We start from the raw sequence: 17808 nt of genomic DNA on the forward strand, positions 1-17808 counted from the left end.
AGATTAAGAGGCCGGTTTCAATTTTATCAGTATTGCCTGAAGTCAAGCGCCGAACAGCCGCATGATGCCGAGAAACGACAACACGATGCCTGCAATTTCGGTGCGTGTAAATCTATCTTTGACGATAAATCGGGTATATAAAAGCACAATAAGCACATTCAGCGCCACAACAGCGGATACCAGTCCTGCCTTGCCCAAGCCGAACGCTGTAATAATGAGCATCATGCCCAGCGTATTCGTCGTGCCGACCGCCATGCCGATCAGGAATGTCCGTTTGTCGCTCCAGCGAGAAGTTTTGGCCGAAGAAGCCACCATGCCAGTGTTCACTTGAGCGGGCATTGCAGATGCTGCCGCAATCTGGGCCCTCGCCTCCGATGCCTCCGCCCGCCTATCCTTCATCCACCAGAGGCCGAAGCAAATCGCTCCAGTAGTGAACAGCATGAACATGCTCGGATACAGCTCCGCTCCCATCATCGTCGACCATTTGCCCGACAGATCATTGCCTGCGAACAGCAGCGTCGCCAGGATGCCCCATTGCGCCCCTTTCAAATCTTTTAGAGACAAGTCATTGGAATACCGGACTAACAGCACGCCGCCCACAATAATAAGAAATGCGATCAGCTGCATGAGATGAAGTCTTTCATTCCACATGAAAAAAGCCATGATGACGACTACAACCGATGGAAGCGAGGTAAGCACCGCCACCAATGACGCCTTCCCTACTGCAAATCCCTTGAACATGCTGGCATTGCCTCCAAAGGAGAACAGCCCCATTTGGATGCCGATCAGACAGGCAAGGGACCATGTTGATGAGATGGATAGCGAGATAATGAGATTAACAAGCGCTCCCATAACGAACGTGCCGCATAGAAGCGCATTGCGGTTAAGCGGCTTTTGGCTGGTCCAGTGATAGAGAATGCCCCGAAGGCCAAAGCTGATTGCCGCGAAGATAGAAAAGGTAATCCACATAAAAGTTTGCTGCTCCTTCCGCTAAGAAGACCATGAAGTCGTAATATGTATGACAGAACACTCCTAATCATAGCATTGATACGAGCAGGATTCCTACTGCCTGGCATGCCATATCCGTCTGGAGACCGAGAGAAAAGCAGGCTCAGGACGCTGGGCTCCGGCTTTATGGCGGCACTACAATAAAGAGAAGTACACACTATGCTGAAAAAAGGAGCGATTGACGACATGCCCGTATTGGAAGTCCAGAATCTGCGCAAGTCATTCGGTGATGTGAGGGCCGTGGAGAGCATCAGCTTCTCCGTCGAAGCCGGAGAGATCTTCACTATTATCGGACCGAACGGCGCCGGCAAAACGACCACTCTAGAAATGATCGAAGGCTTGCTGCCCCCGGATGCCGGCGTCATCAGGTTTGGAGACAAGAGCTGGGGCAGGGATGCCGAAGGGATCAAATACAACATCGGCGTGCAGCCGCAGTCCAGCGCCATCTTCGATCTGCTTACCGTCGAGGAAAATCTGGAGCTGTTCGCCACCTTTTATCCCAAATCCCGTTCCGCCGCTGAAGTGATGGAGATGATCAATCTGACCGACCAGCGAAACCGGCACGTCAAGAAGCTGTCCGGCGGCCAGCAGCAGCGTCTCGCAATCGGACTCGCTATGGTGAATGACCCGCAGATCATATTTCTGGATGAGCCCACCACCGGGCTTGATCCTCAGGCACGCCGCAACATTTGGGATATCATCCTGAAGCTGAAGAAGCTCGGCAAAACAACCATTCTTACAACCCATTACATGGAGGAAGCCGAGAAGCTGAGCGATCGCGTCTGCATCGTCGACCAAGGCCAAATCGTGGCGCTCGATACGCCTTCCGCCCTGATCGACAGCTTGACCAAGGAGCGCGAAGTTCGGTTGTCCTTCCTGGATGGCGCTGCGGCAGCCGCTGCTGCCGATGAAGTGGCGCGGGCGCATCATGCAGTCGTACGCACAGAGCTTGCGGGCGACTCCTTGCAGATATGGACCACAAAGCCGGAAGAAACGCTATATGAGCTATTCGGATTTACAAAAGACCGCGGTTACCGCGTCGAACAGATCTCGATCCGCGAGATGAGCCTGGAGGACGTATTTATCGCCTTCACCGGCAAGGAATGGAGGGATTAAGGCTATGGCTGCCAAGCAATTCGCCAGCATGTTCACCGCACAGCTGAAGATGATGTTCAGGGAGAAGCAGGTATGGTTTTGGAATATCTTTTTCCCTATTATCCTAATGGTCTTATTCATGATTATATTCGGAGGAAGCGGCTCTAGCAGCAGCTTCAAAGCGACAATCGCCGTAGCTGATCCGGTGCCTAATGCTTCGTCGGGCGCACTGCTCTCGCAATTGCAGCAAATACCGGTCTTTGCGATGAAAGAAGAGACGCCGATTACTCTGGAACAAGGCAGAGAATGGGTCGAGAAGAAAGATATCGACGCACTGATCGTTCTTCCGGAGACGGAAGGAGTGTCCGAGGTCGGATTAATTGTGAACCGCGAGCGGGAAGGCAGCGCGACGACTCAAGCGATATCCGGCATTCTGGAACGATTCATCCAGCAGGCCAATCTTGCCGCTGTCGGCGCTACGGCTACATACACCATCAGCATGGACTCCATCACCTCGGCATCCGACGATACGAATTATCAGGATTTTCTGATGACGGGCATGATCGGGTTGTCCCTAGCCCAAGGCGGACTATTCGGCATGGTGGAGCTGGTCGATATGCGCAAGCGCGGACTGCTCAAGCGGCTGCGGATGACGCCTGCCAGGATGGGGCTGTTCGGGCTTGCAGGCATGATTGTCCGCTTGATGCTCGGCGTCATTCAGGTCGTGATTCTCGGCCTAGTCGGCGTGTTCGCCTTTGGCGCGAATCTGCATATCAACTTGGCCAGCCTGGCGATCGCCTTCTTTGTTGGCGCATTGGTCTTCAATGCGATGGGCTATCTATTCTCCTCCTTCAGCAAAACTATGGAGGCTTACATGGGCGTCGCCAATATTTCCAGCATGCTTATGATGTTCCTCAGCGGCGTCTTCTTCCCGGTGGAGACTTTGCCGGAGTGGCTTCAAGCCGTTCCGAAAATGCTGCCGCTCACTTACTTCGTAGACGGTCTGCGCGACGGACTTATCTACGCCAACGGCGTCATGTCCAGCACCTTCTGGCTCGGCATGAGCATCATGGCCATCTGGGGAGTCGTCTGCTTCCTCCTCGGCTCGCAAATCTACCGCTCCAAATCCATCGCCGCTACGAGGTAGCGGCGATGGTGCAAGCTTGCCGCTGCTGCAGTCTGCAGGACATTAATGTGAGCTTGCCGTTGCTGCAATCAGCAGGACACATGAAAAGGGCAGTTCCAAGTTGTCGATGACGACAAGGAACTGCCCTTTCGTGCGATTAACGGTGTCGGGCGGCGCTATTTGCGTATTTCTGCCACTTCGACGCGTGTAGCGGTGTGTGACGGCGCTATTTTAGCATTTTTGCCACTTTCGCGCGTGCAACGGTGTGTGGCGGCGCTATTTGCGTATTTCCGCCACTTTGGCGCGTGCAACGGTGTGTGACGGCGCTATTTTCGCATTTTTGCCACTTTCGCGCGTGCAACGGTGTGTGACGGCGCTATTTTAGCATTTCCGCCACTTTCGCTCGTGCAACGGTGTGTAACGGCGCTATTTTAGCATTTCCGCCACTTTCGCTCGTGCAACGGTGTGTAACGGCGCTATTTTAGCATTTCTGCCACTTTGGCGCGTGCAACGGTGTGTAGCGGCGCTATTTTCGCGTCTCCGACACTTTTTACGTATCGGCGCCTCTTTGACATGTATAAGTGTGTAGCAGCACTATTTTTCTGTCTCCCCGCATTAACCAGAAATTAGCAGATACGACGGTTATACCTTCATCTCGGCGTGCTGGAGATGCGACTTTTCCACCTGAATGGTGGTGTGCTGGATTTGGAACTCTTGCTCGATGCGTCGCACAGCTTCCTGAAGAACCGCTTGGCTGCTTACGGTGTCCTCAATCAACACATGGCATGATAACGAATCCAGGCCGGATGTAATCGTCCAGATATGGAGGTCGTGAACGTCCTTAACGCCGCTGATCCCGAGAAGCACTTCCTTAACTCTATCCGCATCAATCGTGATCGGCGTTCCTTCCATAAGAATATGAACGGTGGACTTGATGACTCCCCATGCGCTTTTCAAGATAAGGAGGGCAACAACAACGCTAATGATTGGATCGGCAATGTACCAGTTGAACAACATCATTAGAAGTCCTGCTATGATCGCGCCCACCGAGCCAAGCGCATCGCCCAACACATGCAAGTATGCGCTTCGGACATTCAGATTGCCATGAACATCACCCTTGCGCATCAAAGTCCATGCGCTGGCCAGATTGGCAAGCAAGCCGATGCTTGCGATAATCATCATGGAACCGCTGGCAACAGTAGGCGGGTCCTGGAAACGCTCAATGGCTTCGGCTACGATAAATCCTGCAATGACGAATAACGTTACTCCATTCAGCAAAGCAGCAAGTATCTCAAACCGGTAGAAGCCATATGTTTTGTTGGGAGATGCCGGTCTTGCCGCGAACCACATAGCAACCAGACTTAGCGCTAAGGCTCCGGCATCGCTTAGCATGTGGCCGGAGTCTGACAGCAGCGCCAACGAATTAGTGACGAGCCCGCCGACAAACTCCAGAATCATGATCGTAGATGTAATTATGAGCGCTATGAGCAGCCCAGCTTTATTGTTCGGACCATGATGATGGTGTCCGTGCGAATGAGAATGCCCGTGTGAATGCGAGTGCCCATGATTGTGGTTTTGTGCGTGTGAACCTTTTTGATTGTGAGTGTGGCTATGTGCATGTGAATGGCTCTGATGTTGCGAGAGTTTACGTTCATGCTTATGTGTATCTGCATTATGGCTGTGCGAATGACCGTCGCCGTGACGCAGCTGCTTCGCATTGCCTGATCCGACGATTGCTTTGCCGATACCGCCCCTTGTATTTGTCGTACTCATACCGTTTCCTCCTCTTGTATCCCTACACAAATTAATATATGAATATATGCTCATATGTATTATATGTTATTCATTTCCTCTTGGCAACTATTGTTTTAAAGCTTTTCACCGGTGCAGCTTCCGCCACGTGACAAGGCGGTCCGGTTGTCACCACTTTCGTGGAAGCTACAAGGCGGTTCGATTGTCACCACTTTCGTAGAAGCCGCAGACGGTTCGCGTCCCACCACTTTCGTAGAAGCGGCAGACGCTCCGAGTGTCACCTCTTTCGCAGAAGCAACAAGGTGGTTCGGTTGTCATCGCTTTCGTAGAAGCCGCAGACGGTTCGCGTCTCACCGCTTTCGTGGAAAGCTGCAAGGCAGTTCGCTTGTCACCGCTTTCGAGAAAGCGGCAACCCGTTCGTGTGTCACTACTTTCGCAGAAGCGGGCAATAAGCAATAGTTTGCTCTCTACACCCGGCAAGTGGGTGGCAGGTTCCATCCTACCGCCTCCCCTTCCTATCAGCTTCTCCATTAGGCACACAAAAAACCACGCGCCGCCGCCCCCCATACGGGAGTTCGGCAAAACGCGTGGTTTCTAGCCAACACCTATTATTCAAACTTGCATAGTATTCTGCCAGCTATTCATGCTTCAAATGCTGAAGCGTCAACACGATCAATTGCTCCACATGATCGTCGTCCAGGGAATAGAACACGGTCTTCCCAACCTTGCGCCGCTTCACGATGCGCATATTGCGAAGCAGCCGCAGTTGATGGGATATAGCGGATTGCCCCATCCCGAGCACTTGGGTCAGGTCATGCACGCACAGCTCGGACTGCAGGAGCGCATGAATAATCCGTATCCGCGTCGGATCGCCGAGCGCCTTGAACAAATCGGCGAGCTCGATCGCCGTTGTATCGTCAACCAGTTTCTCCTTAACGCTGCCAATATCCGCTTCCGTACCTGCGCATGTGTCGTCGCATGCTGCTGGCGCAATTCCATTTTCCATCCGGCATCCCACCACATCTGATCTGAATTATTGCCCCCATTATAGCATTAGGCTTGCAACACTGCCACTATGAAGGGAAGACAGCTGCCATGGCAAGGCCCTGACATTTCATCAAAAGCCGGAATCTACTATAATGAAAGCATAGTTAACCTTATGAGCGAGCATAACGTAAAGACGAGAGGAGGCTGGCCTTATTATGTTCACGCTAAAGGAAAAACTGTACTTGCTTAAACTGCTTCAAACCGAGAAACGAAAGTCATTGTGGGGCTTGCGCAAAAGAGATCCCGTCCACGACAAGCTCGTTGAAAAGCTGGAGCAGATGGTCCGCAACGAACAGGTCAACAAGGAACATCTGTAACCGCAGACGAGCAGCATTCGATCAACATCACGCCAGGCCGAATCAACACGGTTCCATTCTTGCCTGTTCATCAGGAATTACACAAATGTACGGAGCCGGGCGTTATCATTCCAATCATCACGAATAGCAACTACGGAGGTTTCATGAGAGGAAAAACCCATCTGGCAATCGGGGCGGTTGTCGGCGCAGGCGCTGCGGCCCTCTATTCGTCCGACTTGTCAGAGAGTCATATGTATATCGGCATTGCGGCATTCTCCGCACTATGCCCGGATCTTGACGGCCCAAGCATTCTAAGCAGCAAAATTACGAAGGCCAGCAAAAAAATTAGGGAAGTCGCGCTTTGGGGCGGCATCCTGTATCTTGGCATCATTTTATTATTATGGCTGTCCGGCAAGCCGATCCCGCCGCTGGCAGCTGGCGGCAGCCTTGCCGCCGTATTAATGGGGCTGACTATGAAGCAAGGCGCAATCCGCAACGCCCTCGTCAGCGCAGTCGGGGTATACCTCGTCTCGCTGGGCACATCGATGGATGAGCTGTGGCTAACCGGACTTGGCATATTCGTCATTATCGCCCCATGGCTGAAGCATCGGGGCATGACCCATACCGTATGGATGCTTCCGATATGGTGGTGGCTGGGACTGGGACTCGAGCAATACTTGAAGCTGGACGGCATCGCAGTTACCGCCATGCTGGGGTACTTGTCCCATCTTGCCGCGGATACCCTCACGCCAAGCGGCGTGAAGTGGCTGTATCCGCTAATGAAAAAATCCATTAAGCTGAAGCTCTAGAAGCGTTCCGATACGACCTTGGCTTGGGTCAGCAGCAGCAAATAATCTCTGCCCCCAGCCTTGGAGTCGGTCCCCGACATATTGAAGCCGCCGAAGGGATGGACACCGACTAGGGCGCCTGTGCACTTGCGGTTAAAGTACAAGTTGCCGACATGGAATTGCTCCCTCGCCTGCTCCAGCCTCGCCCGATCGCGCGAGATCACCGCTCCAGTCAAGCCATATTCCGTATTGTTCGCAATATCAAGCGCCGCATCGAAATTCGCGGCCTTGATGAAGGCGAGCACAGGCCCGAATATTTCCTCCTGCGCAATCTGCGCATAAGGCATAACATCCCGAATAATCGTCGGCTCAATGAAGTATCCGGAGCTGCTTCCCTTCCCCCCGCCCAGCACCAATGTCCCTTCCGATTTCCCAATGCTGATGTATTTCAATATATTCATATAGGCCCTCTCGTCGATAACAGGACCAACCATTGTGGATAGCTCCGCCGGATTCCCCATGACCAGCGCTTGCGTACGCTCCACTACCTTTTCCAGCAGGGCTTCATAGACCGATTCCTCAACCACCGCCCGCGAGCATGCGGAGCACTTCTGGCCGGAATACCCGAATGCGGACGCCGTGATCGCTTCCGCCGCCAAATCCAGATCAGCGTCCTCCGCGACAATGATCGTATCCTTGCCGCCCATCTCTGCAATAACGCGCTTGATCCAGCGCTGGTCACCCTTCGCTGCAGCCGCCCGTTCATTAATGCGGACCCCGACCTCCCTGGAGCCGGTAAAACAGATGAACCTTGTTAGCGAATGCTCTACCAGGAAGTCGCCGATTTCTCCGCCCGCGCCAGGCAAATAATTCACCACGCCGTCCGGCAGCCCCGCTTCCGCCAGCAGCTCTACGAACTTCGCTGCGATGACAGCCGTTGGACTGGCCGGCTTCAGCACGACCGTATTTCCCGCCACCACAGAGGCCATGGTCATGCCAGCCATAATCGCAAGCGGGAAATTCCATGGCGGAATCACGATTCCGACGCCAAGCGGAATATACACCAGCTCGTTGTCTTCGCCAGAAAGCGGAATAAGCGGCTGCCGCTCGGACAATCGCTCCATTTCTCTTCCGTAATATTCCATGAAATCGATCGCTTCCGCCGTATCTCCGTCGGCCTCCGTCCAGGACTTGCCCGCCTCGTAGACGAGCCATGCGGAAAACTCGTGTTTTCTGCGGCGCAATATAGCAGCTGCTTTGTACAGCACGCGCGCCCTGGCAGACGGAGCGACCCGTTTCCATTGTTCAAACGCAGCTGCGGCTGACAGCATCGCTCGATGAGCATGCTCCGTATCGGCCTGCGATACCGTTCCGACCGTTTGTTTAATTTCAGCAGGGTTGATCGACTTCCGTTTCGTCGTCGTTTCCACATAATCGGAGCCAATCTTCAGATGATACTCCCGGCCAAGCTGTGATTCAACAATCCGCAGCGCAGCCTGAAACTCGGCAATGGCATCGCTCTGGGTGAAATCGGTAAACGGCTCGTTCCGAAACGGTTCCCGCACAGTCATCTCCCCCTATGCATAAGGTTCACTTCACACCCGGTGTAAAGTTGCTCTTCTTGAACTTTATGCGGGAGAGAGGCCGCTCATAACAAACTCCGGCGCAAGTCTAGTCCTCGATCGGCTGGGCAACCTGCTCCTTGCAGAACGCATCGATGAACTGCTCTTCTTCCTCCGTCATCTCCATATCGATATAAGAGCCTCTAGCCGCATTCAGAAATTCATATTTGACGATTCGCGAAGCTTCATCATCCTTCATATAGACGACACGCAATCGTACGCCCTCTTCCGAATAAAGCTCGTCCTCTTCATCCACCTCAAGCTCCAGCAACAGCTCATAGCGCTCTCCCGTCAAAATGCCAAACGGATCCTTCATCCGTTCAATCGTGTATTCTCTAATTTCGAACATATCGTATCCTCCTGATCTTGCCCCTGCATCACGGGCACATACAAGTATAACGCAAAAAGCAGCCCAAAGCTTCATAAAAGAAGCTGTGGACTGCCTCATATCATTGAGAAGTATTCGCGTAAAACTTACAGCGCGCTCAGCGTTTCCGTCAGAACCGGAACGATCTGCGATTTGCGGGATACGACGCCTTTCAGCAGCGCTTTGTTGTTTTCGAGCGATACATTGTATGCTTTCTCGACTGCTTCCGCTTTGTTGCCAAGCGCCAGCGCAATAGAGTCGTTGTTCAAGATGTCTGTAACAACAAGCACGAACAGATCAAGGCCTTTCGCTGCGATGATTCCGTTCAGCGCGCTCTCCAGCTCCGCTTGACGGTTCAGCACATCATTCGTATCCACCGCGTTCACTTGCGCGATTTCAACCTTGTAGCTGCCCATTGCGAATTCCTTCGCATCCAGGGAAATCAATTGCTCGATGGTTTTGTCACTCAGATCAGCGCCTGCTTTAAGCATGTCCAATCCGTAAGCATCCGCGTCCACGCCTGCGATCTCTGCAAGCTCGCGAGCTGCCGCAACGTCTTGCTCCGTGCAAGTCGGGGATTTGAACAACAGGGAATCCGAGATAATAGCGGAAAGCATCAGGCCTGCGATTTCTTTGCGGATGGCAATGCCGTTTTCCTTGTACAGCTTGTTCAAAATCGTAGCTGTGCAGCCAACGGGCTCAGCGCGGAAGTACAGCGGGCCAGCTGTCTCAAAGTTCGCAATGCGGTGATGGTCGATAACTTCAACAACGCGCACTTTATCAATGTCGTTGGCGCTTTGCTGGCGCTCGTTATGGTCGACAAGTATAACGTCCTTCACTTCGTCTGCAACGTTCTCTACCAGACGCGGCGCTGCAATGCCGAAGTAGTTCAGCGCGTATTGCGTCTCGCCGTTCACTTCGCCGAGGCGAACCGCTTCAACGTCAGCACCCAGCTTGCTTTTCAGCTCCGCATACGCGATTGCCGAAGTAATTGTGTCCGTGTCCGGGTTTTTGTGCCCGAAAATAAGCGTTTTTGCCATGATCCATACTCCTTAACGAATAGATTTGGCCCCTCGCGACCATTCGCTCGCGTCAGCCCGTTTGAATTGATTATACACTATTACCGATTATAACCTTAAGTCCACCTTATTCCTATACCTTTACACTGAATTAAATGCAAAAAAAATGCGGCTGCCTACCATAGGCCGCCGCATCCCTTCTATGATCGCTCTTATACAATAAACCGCTTGTTGAGCGAAGTCAGCTCATCGGACATCCGCCTGAGCGATTCCGCGGAGGCCGACACCTCGTCCATCGATACGATCTGGGTATTGGAGCTGCTTGCAATGCCCTCGAAGTGCTGCGCCGCTTGCCGCGAAATCTGCTCCATCTCCTCCACGGAAGCCGCTACCTCCTCTGACTCCGCCGATACTTCCTGCGACGCAGAGGATACCTCCAGCAGCTGCGCGTGAACCTCGCCCAAGCCCTTCACGATCGAGCTGAATGTCTGGCCTGCCTCCCGCACGCTAGCCAAGCCGGCATGAACCTTATCCGCGTTGCCTGCCATCCCTGCGGTGAGGCGGGCGGTCTGCTCCTGCGTCTTGGAGATCAGCTCCGCGATTTGCACAGCAAAGGCCTGGGACTGGGCAGCGAGCTTGCGCACCTGCTCCGCCACGACGGCGAAGCCCCGCCCGTTCTCTCCTGCATGCGCCGCTTCGATCGCCGCATTGAGCGCAAGCAGATTCGTCTGGTCGGCTATATCGGACATCATCGTCGTAATCTCGCCTATCTCATCCGATTGGCTCTCCAGTTCCTTCGTCGCAGCCAGCATCGCTTCTGCCGCTTCGCCAATCGCCTCCATCTCCGCCATCGTCTGCCGGATCAGCGCATGGCCCCTGTCCGAATGCTCCTTCGTCTCTTGCGCCACATCCGATACAATCGAGGCCGACTCCGTAATGCGCAGCATGCTGCGGGTCATCCCCTCGACGGCCCTCGTCATGTCAGCCGCGCGGTTCACCTGGATGTGAGCTCCGCCGGATGCCTCTTGAATGCTCTCGGCAATATGACGGCTCGCCTCCGTTGTTGAGCGGGCGTGCTGCGACACATCCTCCGAAGCGGAGAGCAGCCGCTCCGATTTGTCTCGCATGCTGCGGATGACAGATCTCGTATTGGATACGAGCTGCTGGAACGTATGCGCCAGATTCCCGATCTCGTCCTTGCGGCGAATCGCAATGTCTACCGTCATATCGCCTTCCCGCACCTTCGCTACCTGATTCGTCAATTGATTAAGCGGCTTGGTCAGATAGCTCGCCAGCGCCACGACAAGCGCGATCCCCGCTATTACGATGGCCAGCGCCACCCATAACGTTGTTTTCGTATTCTGGGACATCAGCGCATACACATTCGTGGCATCAAAGTCCGCTCCCATAATGCCCAGCAGCTTGCCAGCGCTATCGGTCAACGGCACATAAGCGGTAATTGTAGCTCCGTATTCATCGTCATTCGTCAGCTCGCCTACGACAGACCTGCTCTCGGCGAAAGCCTGAATCATGCCCTCGTAGCCGTTCTCCTCACGCGTGCCTATAGGGGAGAAGTCATCCTCCGCCACATCCTCGGGCGCTCCGTCCACCATATAGTAATAATAAGCCTCGCCGTTCTCTTCGCCTCGTGCAAGCGTATACAAATATTTCAGTCCATTGGTTTCCCGAAGCGCATTCATCTGTGCCCGAAGCTCCTGATAATAGGGCGTCTCTCCCGCTTCCACTGACAGCTCCGCATATCTCTCTTTATCAATCAGCGAAGCTGCGCTTTCCGCTACGGTCTGCGCCTGCGCGCCAAGCGAATTCTCCACCAGGCTCATCGACGAGCGGTAGATCGTAATGCCAAGCACCGCAACCGCCGCAATAATCAAGCACGAGAAAAACAATACCATTCTGGTCAACAATCGATTCAAGCCAATACCCCTTCCCGAAAATGGAAAAAATCACATGACACTATCTTACAGGATTCGAGCTGTTTCGCGCTACAGCAAATAATAAAGGAGCGCCCATAAGGCGCTCCCTGCGTTATTACCCTCTGAATTTCTTCAAGAAATCAACAGCCAGCTGGATATCCGCCTCCGGATTGGTGCCAACCTCGCGTTCAATCGTCAGATAACCTTTGTAGTCGATATCGTTCAGCGCCTTCAAGTATCCGTTCCAGTCGACGCCGCCTTCGCCAAGCGGCACTTCGCGGAAGGCCGAGCCCGTCTCCGCCATCTGGGCGATCTTCTCGTGATCAAGCTCAACCTCGTAGCCGTAATCTCCATAGACATCGCGCGGGTCGATATGGCCGAGCTTAATGCCGTCCTTCGCATGCGTATGCACGATATAATCCTTCAGATTATAGACGCCTTCCACCGGATCGTCTCCCGTCACCATAACCATGTTCGCCGGATCGAAGTTGACGGATACGCCCTTTGTGCCGAGACCGTCCAGGAACGCCTTCAGATGAGCGGAGGTTTCCGGACCTGTCTCGATTGCGAAGAAAGCGTTGTTGTCGCTTGCGAAACGGCTAAGCTCCTCGCATGCCACATGCATCGTCTCATATACGCGGCTGTTGCGGTCTGCCGGCACGATGCCGATATGCGTCGTAACAATGTTGGTGCCGAGCTCCAGGCCAAGCTCCATGATGCGCTTGGACTTCTCGATCTTCTCACGGTTTTGCGCAGGGTCCTGGAAGCCATGGCCGCCCAAATCGCCTACAAGAGCCGAAATCTCGAGGCCTAGCGATTCGATATAGGACTTCCATTCTTTCCTTGCCGCCGGGGACAGATTCGCCGGGTCCATCTCGCCTTTCACCGCGTAGATCTGCACGCCGTCCGCGCCGACCTTGCTTGCCTTCACAAGACCTTCCTTCACGCCGACATGAAAGCTGTCTACGATAACACCGATTTTATTCGTAATAATTGGCGCCGTCACACAATCAACTCCTCATCTATATTGATTTAAGCCCATTCCAACTCCAAGCTTCCGATCGTTCTGCGAATGGAAGCTCCGCTCTCTTAAAGCTCAGCCCAAAGCTTCTTCACATAGTTGAAGCCTCTCTTCGTGCCCTCAAAGCAATCTTCCATGCCTTCGAATTCGATCGAGATGTAGCCGTCATAGCCGCTTTCCTTCACGATGCGCAGTACATGCGGCATATCGATGTCCCCTTGGCCGACGATTGCGCCGCGCAGCCAATTGCCAGCGGAAGACTTGAACCAGCCCTCTCCAGGATAACGGTAGGAAGGACGAACATAGAAGTCCTTCACATGCACCATGGAAGCAAGCTTCACATTATTGGCGACCGCCGTCGCCGAATCCTCATCCGCGCACAAGAAATTGCCGACATCGAGTGTTGTCCGGTAATTATCGCGACCAACCGCCTGAACAAGCGCTTGTACGCGGTCGCTATGCTGAATGAAGAAGCCGTGATTCTCTACGCTTGTCGTAATGCCGAGCGGCTTCGCATAATCCGCAATCTCGCGGCAGGCGTCTGCCAGTCGCGGCAATTGGGACAGGAAGTTGCCAATCGACAAATCCTGGGAAGAAGCCACGTCATGGCGCATCAGCTTGATGCCGAGCGCAGCGCAGACGTCTACCTCGCGCTTCACGCGCTCAATCTCCTTCTCATAGGCTTCGCCTTCAAGCCCGTAGAAGTTCGCTCCGATCGCATAATTGGACAGCTCGATGCCATTCTGCTTCGCAGCATTACGGATATCGTCAATCAGCTCCGGGTTGTCAACCAAGGAGAAGCCCAGCGGCACAATCTCCGCATGCTCTGCTCCGATGCTTGCTATATGCTCGATCATGCCGGTCAGGCTCAGCTCTCCTGCTGCGAACGCTTTATACAAGCTGTATGTGCTGATCCCTAGTTTCATAGCTTCACCTCTTGGCCGCTAGCCGCGGACTCGTAGATGCCGCATAGAATCTTCATGATCTCTACGCCGTCCTCTACCGGGCTGATCGGCTTCGTGCCGTTTTGAACATTTCCGATGAAATGGTCGATTTCGTTTTGGAACGCGCTTACGAAGTGGAAGCCCGCGTGATCCGTCTGCGGCAATATGTTCACGATCGTATTATTCTTCTCTGTCACAATAACTGTCTCTGGATCAATCTCCATGCCGCCCTTATCGCCGTACAGGCGCACGAACATCTCATCCTTCTTGGCGTGCAGCGTGAAGCTTGCATCGACCAGCAGGGATGCGCCGTTCTCAAAGCGGATCATGGCGTTCGCCATATCTTCGATCGTGTTTTTGGATGCGTCATAATCTGCCGCTTGGTAGAAGGACAAATGCTCTACATTGGAGCGGTTGCCCAGCTTGCGGTATGTGTTGGCGCTGACGGATACCGGCTTCGGACGGCCCATCATGTACCAGCACAGGTCGATCACGTGTACGCCTATGTCAATCAGCGGACCGCCGCCGGAACGCTCGATATCCGCGAACCATCCGCCTGGATTGCCAAGCCGGCGGATTGCCGTAGCTTTGGCGTAATAGATTTCGCCGAACTCGCCTTCGTTCGCAAGCGATTTCAAGAGTTGTGCATTTGTGTCATAGCGGCGGACAAAGCCTACCTGCAGAATCTTGCCGGACGCCTCTACCGCGCGCTGCACGTTAAGCGCTTCCTCAACGGTGCGGCAAAGCGGCTTCTCCACCAGCACATGCTTGCCCGCTTCCACTGCTGCGATGCTGATCTCCGCGTGCGTATTGTTCCAAGTACAGATGCTTACAGCTTGAACGACAGGATCAGCCAGCAGCTCTCTGTAATCCGTATATACTTTCTCTGCGCCGTACTTCTCCGCTGCTGCCCGCGCGCGTTCCTCATTCAGATCGCATACGGCGTAAATATTCGCTTCCTTGTTGTTTTTATACGCATCAAGATGCAGTGACGAGATTGAACCGGTACCGATGACTCCGATTTGGACAGTAGACATGACCCATCTCTCCTTTAGTAGAATAATAGCGAACACGATGCTGCAACCTTTGTAAGGTATATACTTTCGTATTATAATGAATACAGGTCCGAAGGCCATGTAAAGGCGTGCGGTTTGTTTGTACAAATGTGCTATTTGGAGGGGATCACCGCCTATGAAGCTCAATAAAAACGAATCGCTGCGAGAGCAGATGAGCATGCCTAATCCGCATTTTCCAATTAAAGTGCATCGCTCCCGCTACAGCCAGGGAGGAATGGTGCTGTTCGAACATCATTGGCACAAGCATCTGGAATTCCTTTACTTCGAGTCGGGCGAGGCCTTAATCGAATGCGGCTCGACGACGATTCACGCGAAGCCTGGCGACTTGATTGTCGTGAACAGCAACGAGCTTCACTACGGCTTCAATCTAGCGCCGAACCTGGTCTATTACGTTCTCATTGCCGATATATCTCTGCTCCAGAGCGGCTCCGTCGACGCGGCGGAAACCAAATTCATCGCCCCTATCTCCCAGAACCAGCTGCTGCTGCGCAATCATATTCGAGGAGACCAAGCCACCATCGCCTGCATGCATAATCTCATCCGCGAACTGGAGAACCGTGAGTTCGGCTACGAGCTGGCCATCAAGTCCGAGCTGTACCGCCTATTGGCGCTGCTGCTGCGGGGACATGTCACCACCGTGCTGACGAAGGATGAATATGCCGAGCGGATGAAAAATGTAGAGCGCTTCGAGCCCGTCTTCCGCTTCATCGCCGAGCATTACCGGGAGGAGCTGACGGTAGAGGAATTGTCCGGCATCGCAGGATTAAGCCGCTACCACTTCAGTCGGCTGTTCAAGGAGCTTACCGGGCGCACCGTTACGGAATACGTCACATCAGCGCGGCTCGACAAGGCGGATTATCTGCTGCGCAATACGCCTCTTACCGTATCTGAGGTGGCCGCGGCTTCCGGCTTTAACGATATCTACTATTTCAGCCGAACTTTCAAAAAACATAAGAAAGTGTCTCCGTCCAAAATACGCGACGCTTAAGCGCAGTCTCTCTTGCACGTTGCAAGGGAGGTTTTTGGCTGCCGCCCAAATCAACAATCAGGCCGGCAGCATAAAGAGCCGCCGACCAGTCGGTCGGCGGCTCTTCATTGCGTTTTTGCGATTATGCGTTATAGAATTTCTCCAATTGCTCCACGATTTGCTCCAGCTTGCCATCCACCTGAATTTGCTTCTGCGGCTTATCAAAAAGCGAAGCAATCTCTTGCGGGAACGACTGCTCGATTCCGCATAGACGGATCGCTTCGTCGAACTTCGCAGGGTGAGCCGTTGCAAGCGAGATGCTGATCTCGCCTTCCTCCGCGCACTCGCGTACAGCTGCAACGCCGCAAGCGGAATGCGGATCAAGCAAATAATCGTATTTGGTCTTGTAATCGGCGATTGTGTCTAGACACTCCTGGCCGACTACGCCATGCGCCGCAAATTCGGACTGCACTTTGCGCAGTGCTTCCTTGGAGATCGAGATTTCGCCCTCTGCCTTGAACTGTGCCATCAGGCGGTCGATCTGCTCCGGATCCTCGCCGAGCACATAATACAAGTAACGCTCGAAGTTGCTCGCCACTTGAATATCCATGGACGGGCTGTATGTGACACGGAAATCGCCAGGCATATACACGCCTTCTTGAATGAAGCGCTCCAAAATATTGTTTTCGTTCGTCGCCAGAATCAGCTTGCCGACCGGAAGGCCCATGCGCTTCGCAAGGTAGCCGGCGAAGATATCGCCGAAGTTGCCTGTCGGAACGCTGAAATTCACCTTGCCGATGTCGCCTCCTTGCGCCTTCGCCACTTGGAAGTACGCATAGAAGTAATAGACCGTCTGCGCCATGATCCGCACAAAGTTGATGGAGTTGATTGCCGCAAGATGGTTAGCCGACTTATAGTCCAGATCGGCGAACAGGTCCTTGATCATGCGCTGGCAATCGTCGAAGTTGCCTTCCACCGACAGGTTAAGCACATTGTCGTCCTGAACCGTCGTCATCTGAAGCTCCTGCACCTTGCTTACTTTGCCGTTCGGATGCAGGATGCAGATCTTGATGCCTTCTTTGCCGCGCACCCCTTGAATTGCCGAAGCGCCGGTATCGCCGGAGGTCGCGCCCAGAATATGAATCTTCTTGCCTTGCTTCGCCGCTACATAGGAATAGAACTGGCCCATGAATTGCAGGGCGATATCTTTGAACGCGAAGGTCGGACCATGGAACAGCTCCAGCAGGTACAAGCCGTCATGAAGGCGGCGCACCGGCGTTACTTCAGGATCGCGAAACGTAGAGTAGCTCGCCTCTACCATCGCCTTCAGGTCCGCTTCCGGAATTTCGTTGTTCGTATAGTACGAGAAAATCTCCAAGACAAGCTCCTGATAGCTCAGCTCCTGCCATGCCTTCAGCGTCTCCGCCGAAATCTGCGGGATTTCGCTTGGCACCAGCAAGCCGCCGTCATCAGCAAGCCCCATCATAAAAGCATCAATGAATCCGATTTTGCCTACCTTGCCTCTTGTACTGATGTATTCCATTTTGTCCTTCCTCCTACATGCCGCCGCTTTAACGCGTGGAATAGCTCTTTTATGCATTTTATCATCGTTTGCTCTGAAAATCGAATACCTATTTTCATTTGGGCCATTTTTTTTGCCGGACCCTTCCAGGGGCCTTGCTTAAGCGGAATTGAAGTTCAGCAGTTATTCCCAGCGGAAGCGTGAGTGCAACATTATCACGGTGC

General features: G+C 53.5%; 16 protein-coding genes. 5 read left to right on the forward strand and 11 right to left on the reverse strand.

The genetic code is table 11. The annotated features are described in order from the left end of the window. Positions 1 to 42 precede the first annotated feature (42 nt). On the reverse strand, positions 43 to 969 hold the full coding sequence (locus tag D3P09_RS08645; RefSeq protein WP_120109000.1) for a DMT family transporter: 927 nt from the start codon (positions 967 to 969) through the stop codon (positions 43 to 45). Positions 970 to 1167: 198 nt separating this feature from the next. On the opposite strand from D3P09_RS08645, the gene D3P09_RS08650 reads away from it, so the two are divergent. Next, a complete protein-coding gene (locus D3P09_RS08650) occupies positions 1168 to 2124 on the forward strand; it encodes an ABC transporter ATP-binding protein (RefSeq protein ID WP_243644005.1) in 957 nt (318 codons plus the stop codon). 4 nt (positions 2125 to 2128) lie between these two features. Then, positions 2129 to 3250 carry an ABC transporter permease gene (locus D3P09_RS08655; RefSeq protein WP_243644006.1) on the forward strand — a complete coding sequence of 374 codons (1122 nt, stop codon included), beginning with the start codon at positions 2129 to 2131 and terminating at the stop codon, positions 3248 to 3250. Positions 3251 to 3871: 621 nt separating this feature from the next. Here D3P09_RS08655 and D3P09_RS08660 read toward each other — a convergent pair. Both D3P09_RS08660 and D3P09_RS08665 read right to left on the reverse strand, forming a co-directional pair. After that, positions 3872 to 5002, reverse strand: a complete 1131-nt coding sequence (locus D3P09_RS08660; protein WP_120109002.1) for a cation diffusion facilitator family transporter — start codon at positions 5000 to 5002, stop codon at positions 3872 to 3874. Between the two features lie 616 nt (positions 5003 to 5618). After that, positions 5619 to 5987 carry an ArsR/SmtB family transcription factor gene (locus tag D3P09_RS08665; protein ID WP_120109004.1) on the reverse strand — a complete coding sequence of 123 codons (369 nt, stop codon included), beginning with the start codon at positions 5985 to 5987 and terminating at the stop codon, positions 5619 to 5621. Between the two features lie 196 nt (positions 5988 to 6183). Between D3P09_RS08665 and D3P09_RS27610 the strand changes: the two genes are divergently transcribed. Together D3P09_RS27610 and D3P09_RS08670 are read left to right on the forward strand one after the other, a co-directional pair. Further along, a complete protein-coding gene (locus D3P09_RS27610; RefSeq protein ID WP_165867359.1) occupies positions 6184 to 6345 on the forward strand; it encodes a hypothetical protein in 162 nt (53 codons plus the stop codon). A 143-nt stretch (positions 6346 to 6488) separates the two neighbouring features. Then, positions 6489 to 7133 carry a metal-dependent hydrolase gene (locus D3P09_RS08670; RefSeq protein WP_120109006.1) on the forward strand — a complete coding sequence of 215 codons (645 nt, stop codon included), beginning with the start codon at positions 6489 to 6491 and terminating at the stop codon, positions 7131 to 7133. Here D3P09_RS08670 and pruA read toward each other — a convergent pair. From pruA to D3P09_RS08705, 7 genes are all read right to left on the reverse strand, one after another. Further along, the gene (pruA, locus tag D3P09_RS08675; protein WP_120109008.1) at positions 7130 to 8677 is read right to left on the reverse strand and encodes an L-glutamate gamma-semialdehyde dehydrogenase; all 1548 of its coding nucleotides are present in this window, start codon (positions 8675 to 8677) and stop codon (positions 7130 to 7132) included. The genes D3P09_RS08670 and pruA overlap by 4 nt on opposite strands. A gap of 106 nt (positions 8678 to 8783) precedes the next feature. Beyond that, complete coding sequence (locus tag D3P09_RS08680; protein WP_120109010.1) at positions 8784 to 9083, reverse strand: DUF6509 family protein; 300 nt, start codon at positions 9081 to 9083, stop codon at positions 8784 to 8786. A 125-nt stretch (positions 9084 to 9208) separates the two neighbouring features. Continuing rightward, a complete protein-coding gene (locus D3P09_RS08685; RefSeq protein ID WP_120109012.1) occupies positions 9209 to 10141 on the reverse strand; it encodes a manganese-dependent inorganic pyrophosphatase in 933 nt (310 codons plus the stop codon). A gap of 191 nt (positions 10142 to 10332) precedes the next feature. Then, positions 10333 to 12054, reverse strand: a complete 1722-nt coding sequence (locus tag D3P09_RS08690; protein ID WP_120109014.1) for a methyl-accepting chemotaxis protein — start codon at positions 12052 to 12054, stop codon at positions 10333 to 10335. Between the two features lie 115 nt (positions 12055 to 12169). Next, on the reverse strand, positions 12170 to 13060 hold the full coding sequence (locus tag D3P09_RS08695) for a sugar phosphate isomerase/epimerase family protein (RefSeq protein WP_120109016.1): 891 nt from the start codon (positions 13058 to 13060) through the stop codon (positions 12170 to 12172). Positions 13061 to 13143: 83 nt separating this feature from the next. Continuing rightward, positions 13144 to 14001, reverse strand: coding sequence for a sugar phosphate isomerase/epimerase family protein (locus tag D3P09_RS08700; RefSeq protein WP_120109018.1), 858 nt, complete (start codon positions 13999 to 14001; stop codon positions 13144 to 13146). Continuing rightward, positions 13998 to 15056: a Gfo/Idh/MocA family protein gene (locus D3P09_RS08705; protein WP_120109020.1), complete on the reverse strand. Its 1059-nt coding sequence runs from the start codon at positions 15054 to 15056 to the stop codon at positions 13998 to 14000. Before D3P09_RS08705 ends, D3P09_RS08700 begins: the two co-directional genes overlap by 4 nt. A 154-nt stretch (positions 15057 to 15210) precedes the next feature. Between D3P09_RS08705 and D3P09_RS08710 the strand changes: the two genes are divergently transcribed. Next, the gene (locus D3P09_RS08710; protein ID WP_120109021.1) at positions 15211 to 16083 is read left to right on the forward strand and encodes an AraC family transcriptional regulator; all 873 of its coding nucleotides are present in this window, start codon (positions 15211 to 15213) and stop codon (positions 16081 to 16083) included. Between the two features lie 121 nt (positions 16084 to 16204). Here the strand turns inward: D3P09_RS08710 and thrC are convergent, their stop codons facing one another. Continuing rightward, positions 16205 to 17605, reverse strand: a complete 1401-nt coding sequence (gene thrC, locus D3P09_RS08715; protein WP_120109023.1) for a threonine synthase — start codon at positions 17603 to 17605, stop codon at positions 16205 to 16207. Positions 17606 to 17808: the final 203 nt, after the last annotated feature.

Origin of the sequence: Paenibacillus pinisoli, from assembly GCF_003605435.1 — a bacterium.
GTDB lineage: Bacteria > Bacillota > Bacilli > Paenibacillales > Paenibacillaceae > Pristimantibacillus > Pristimantibacillus pinisoli.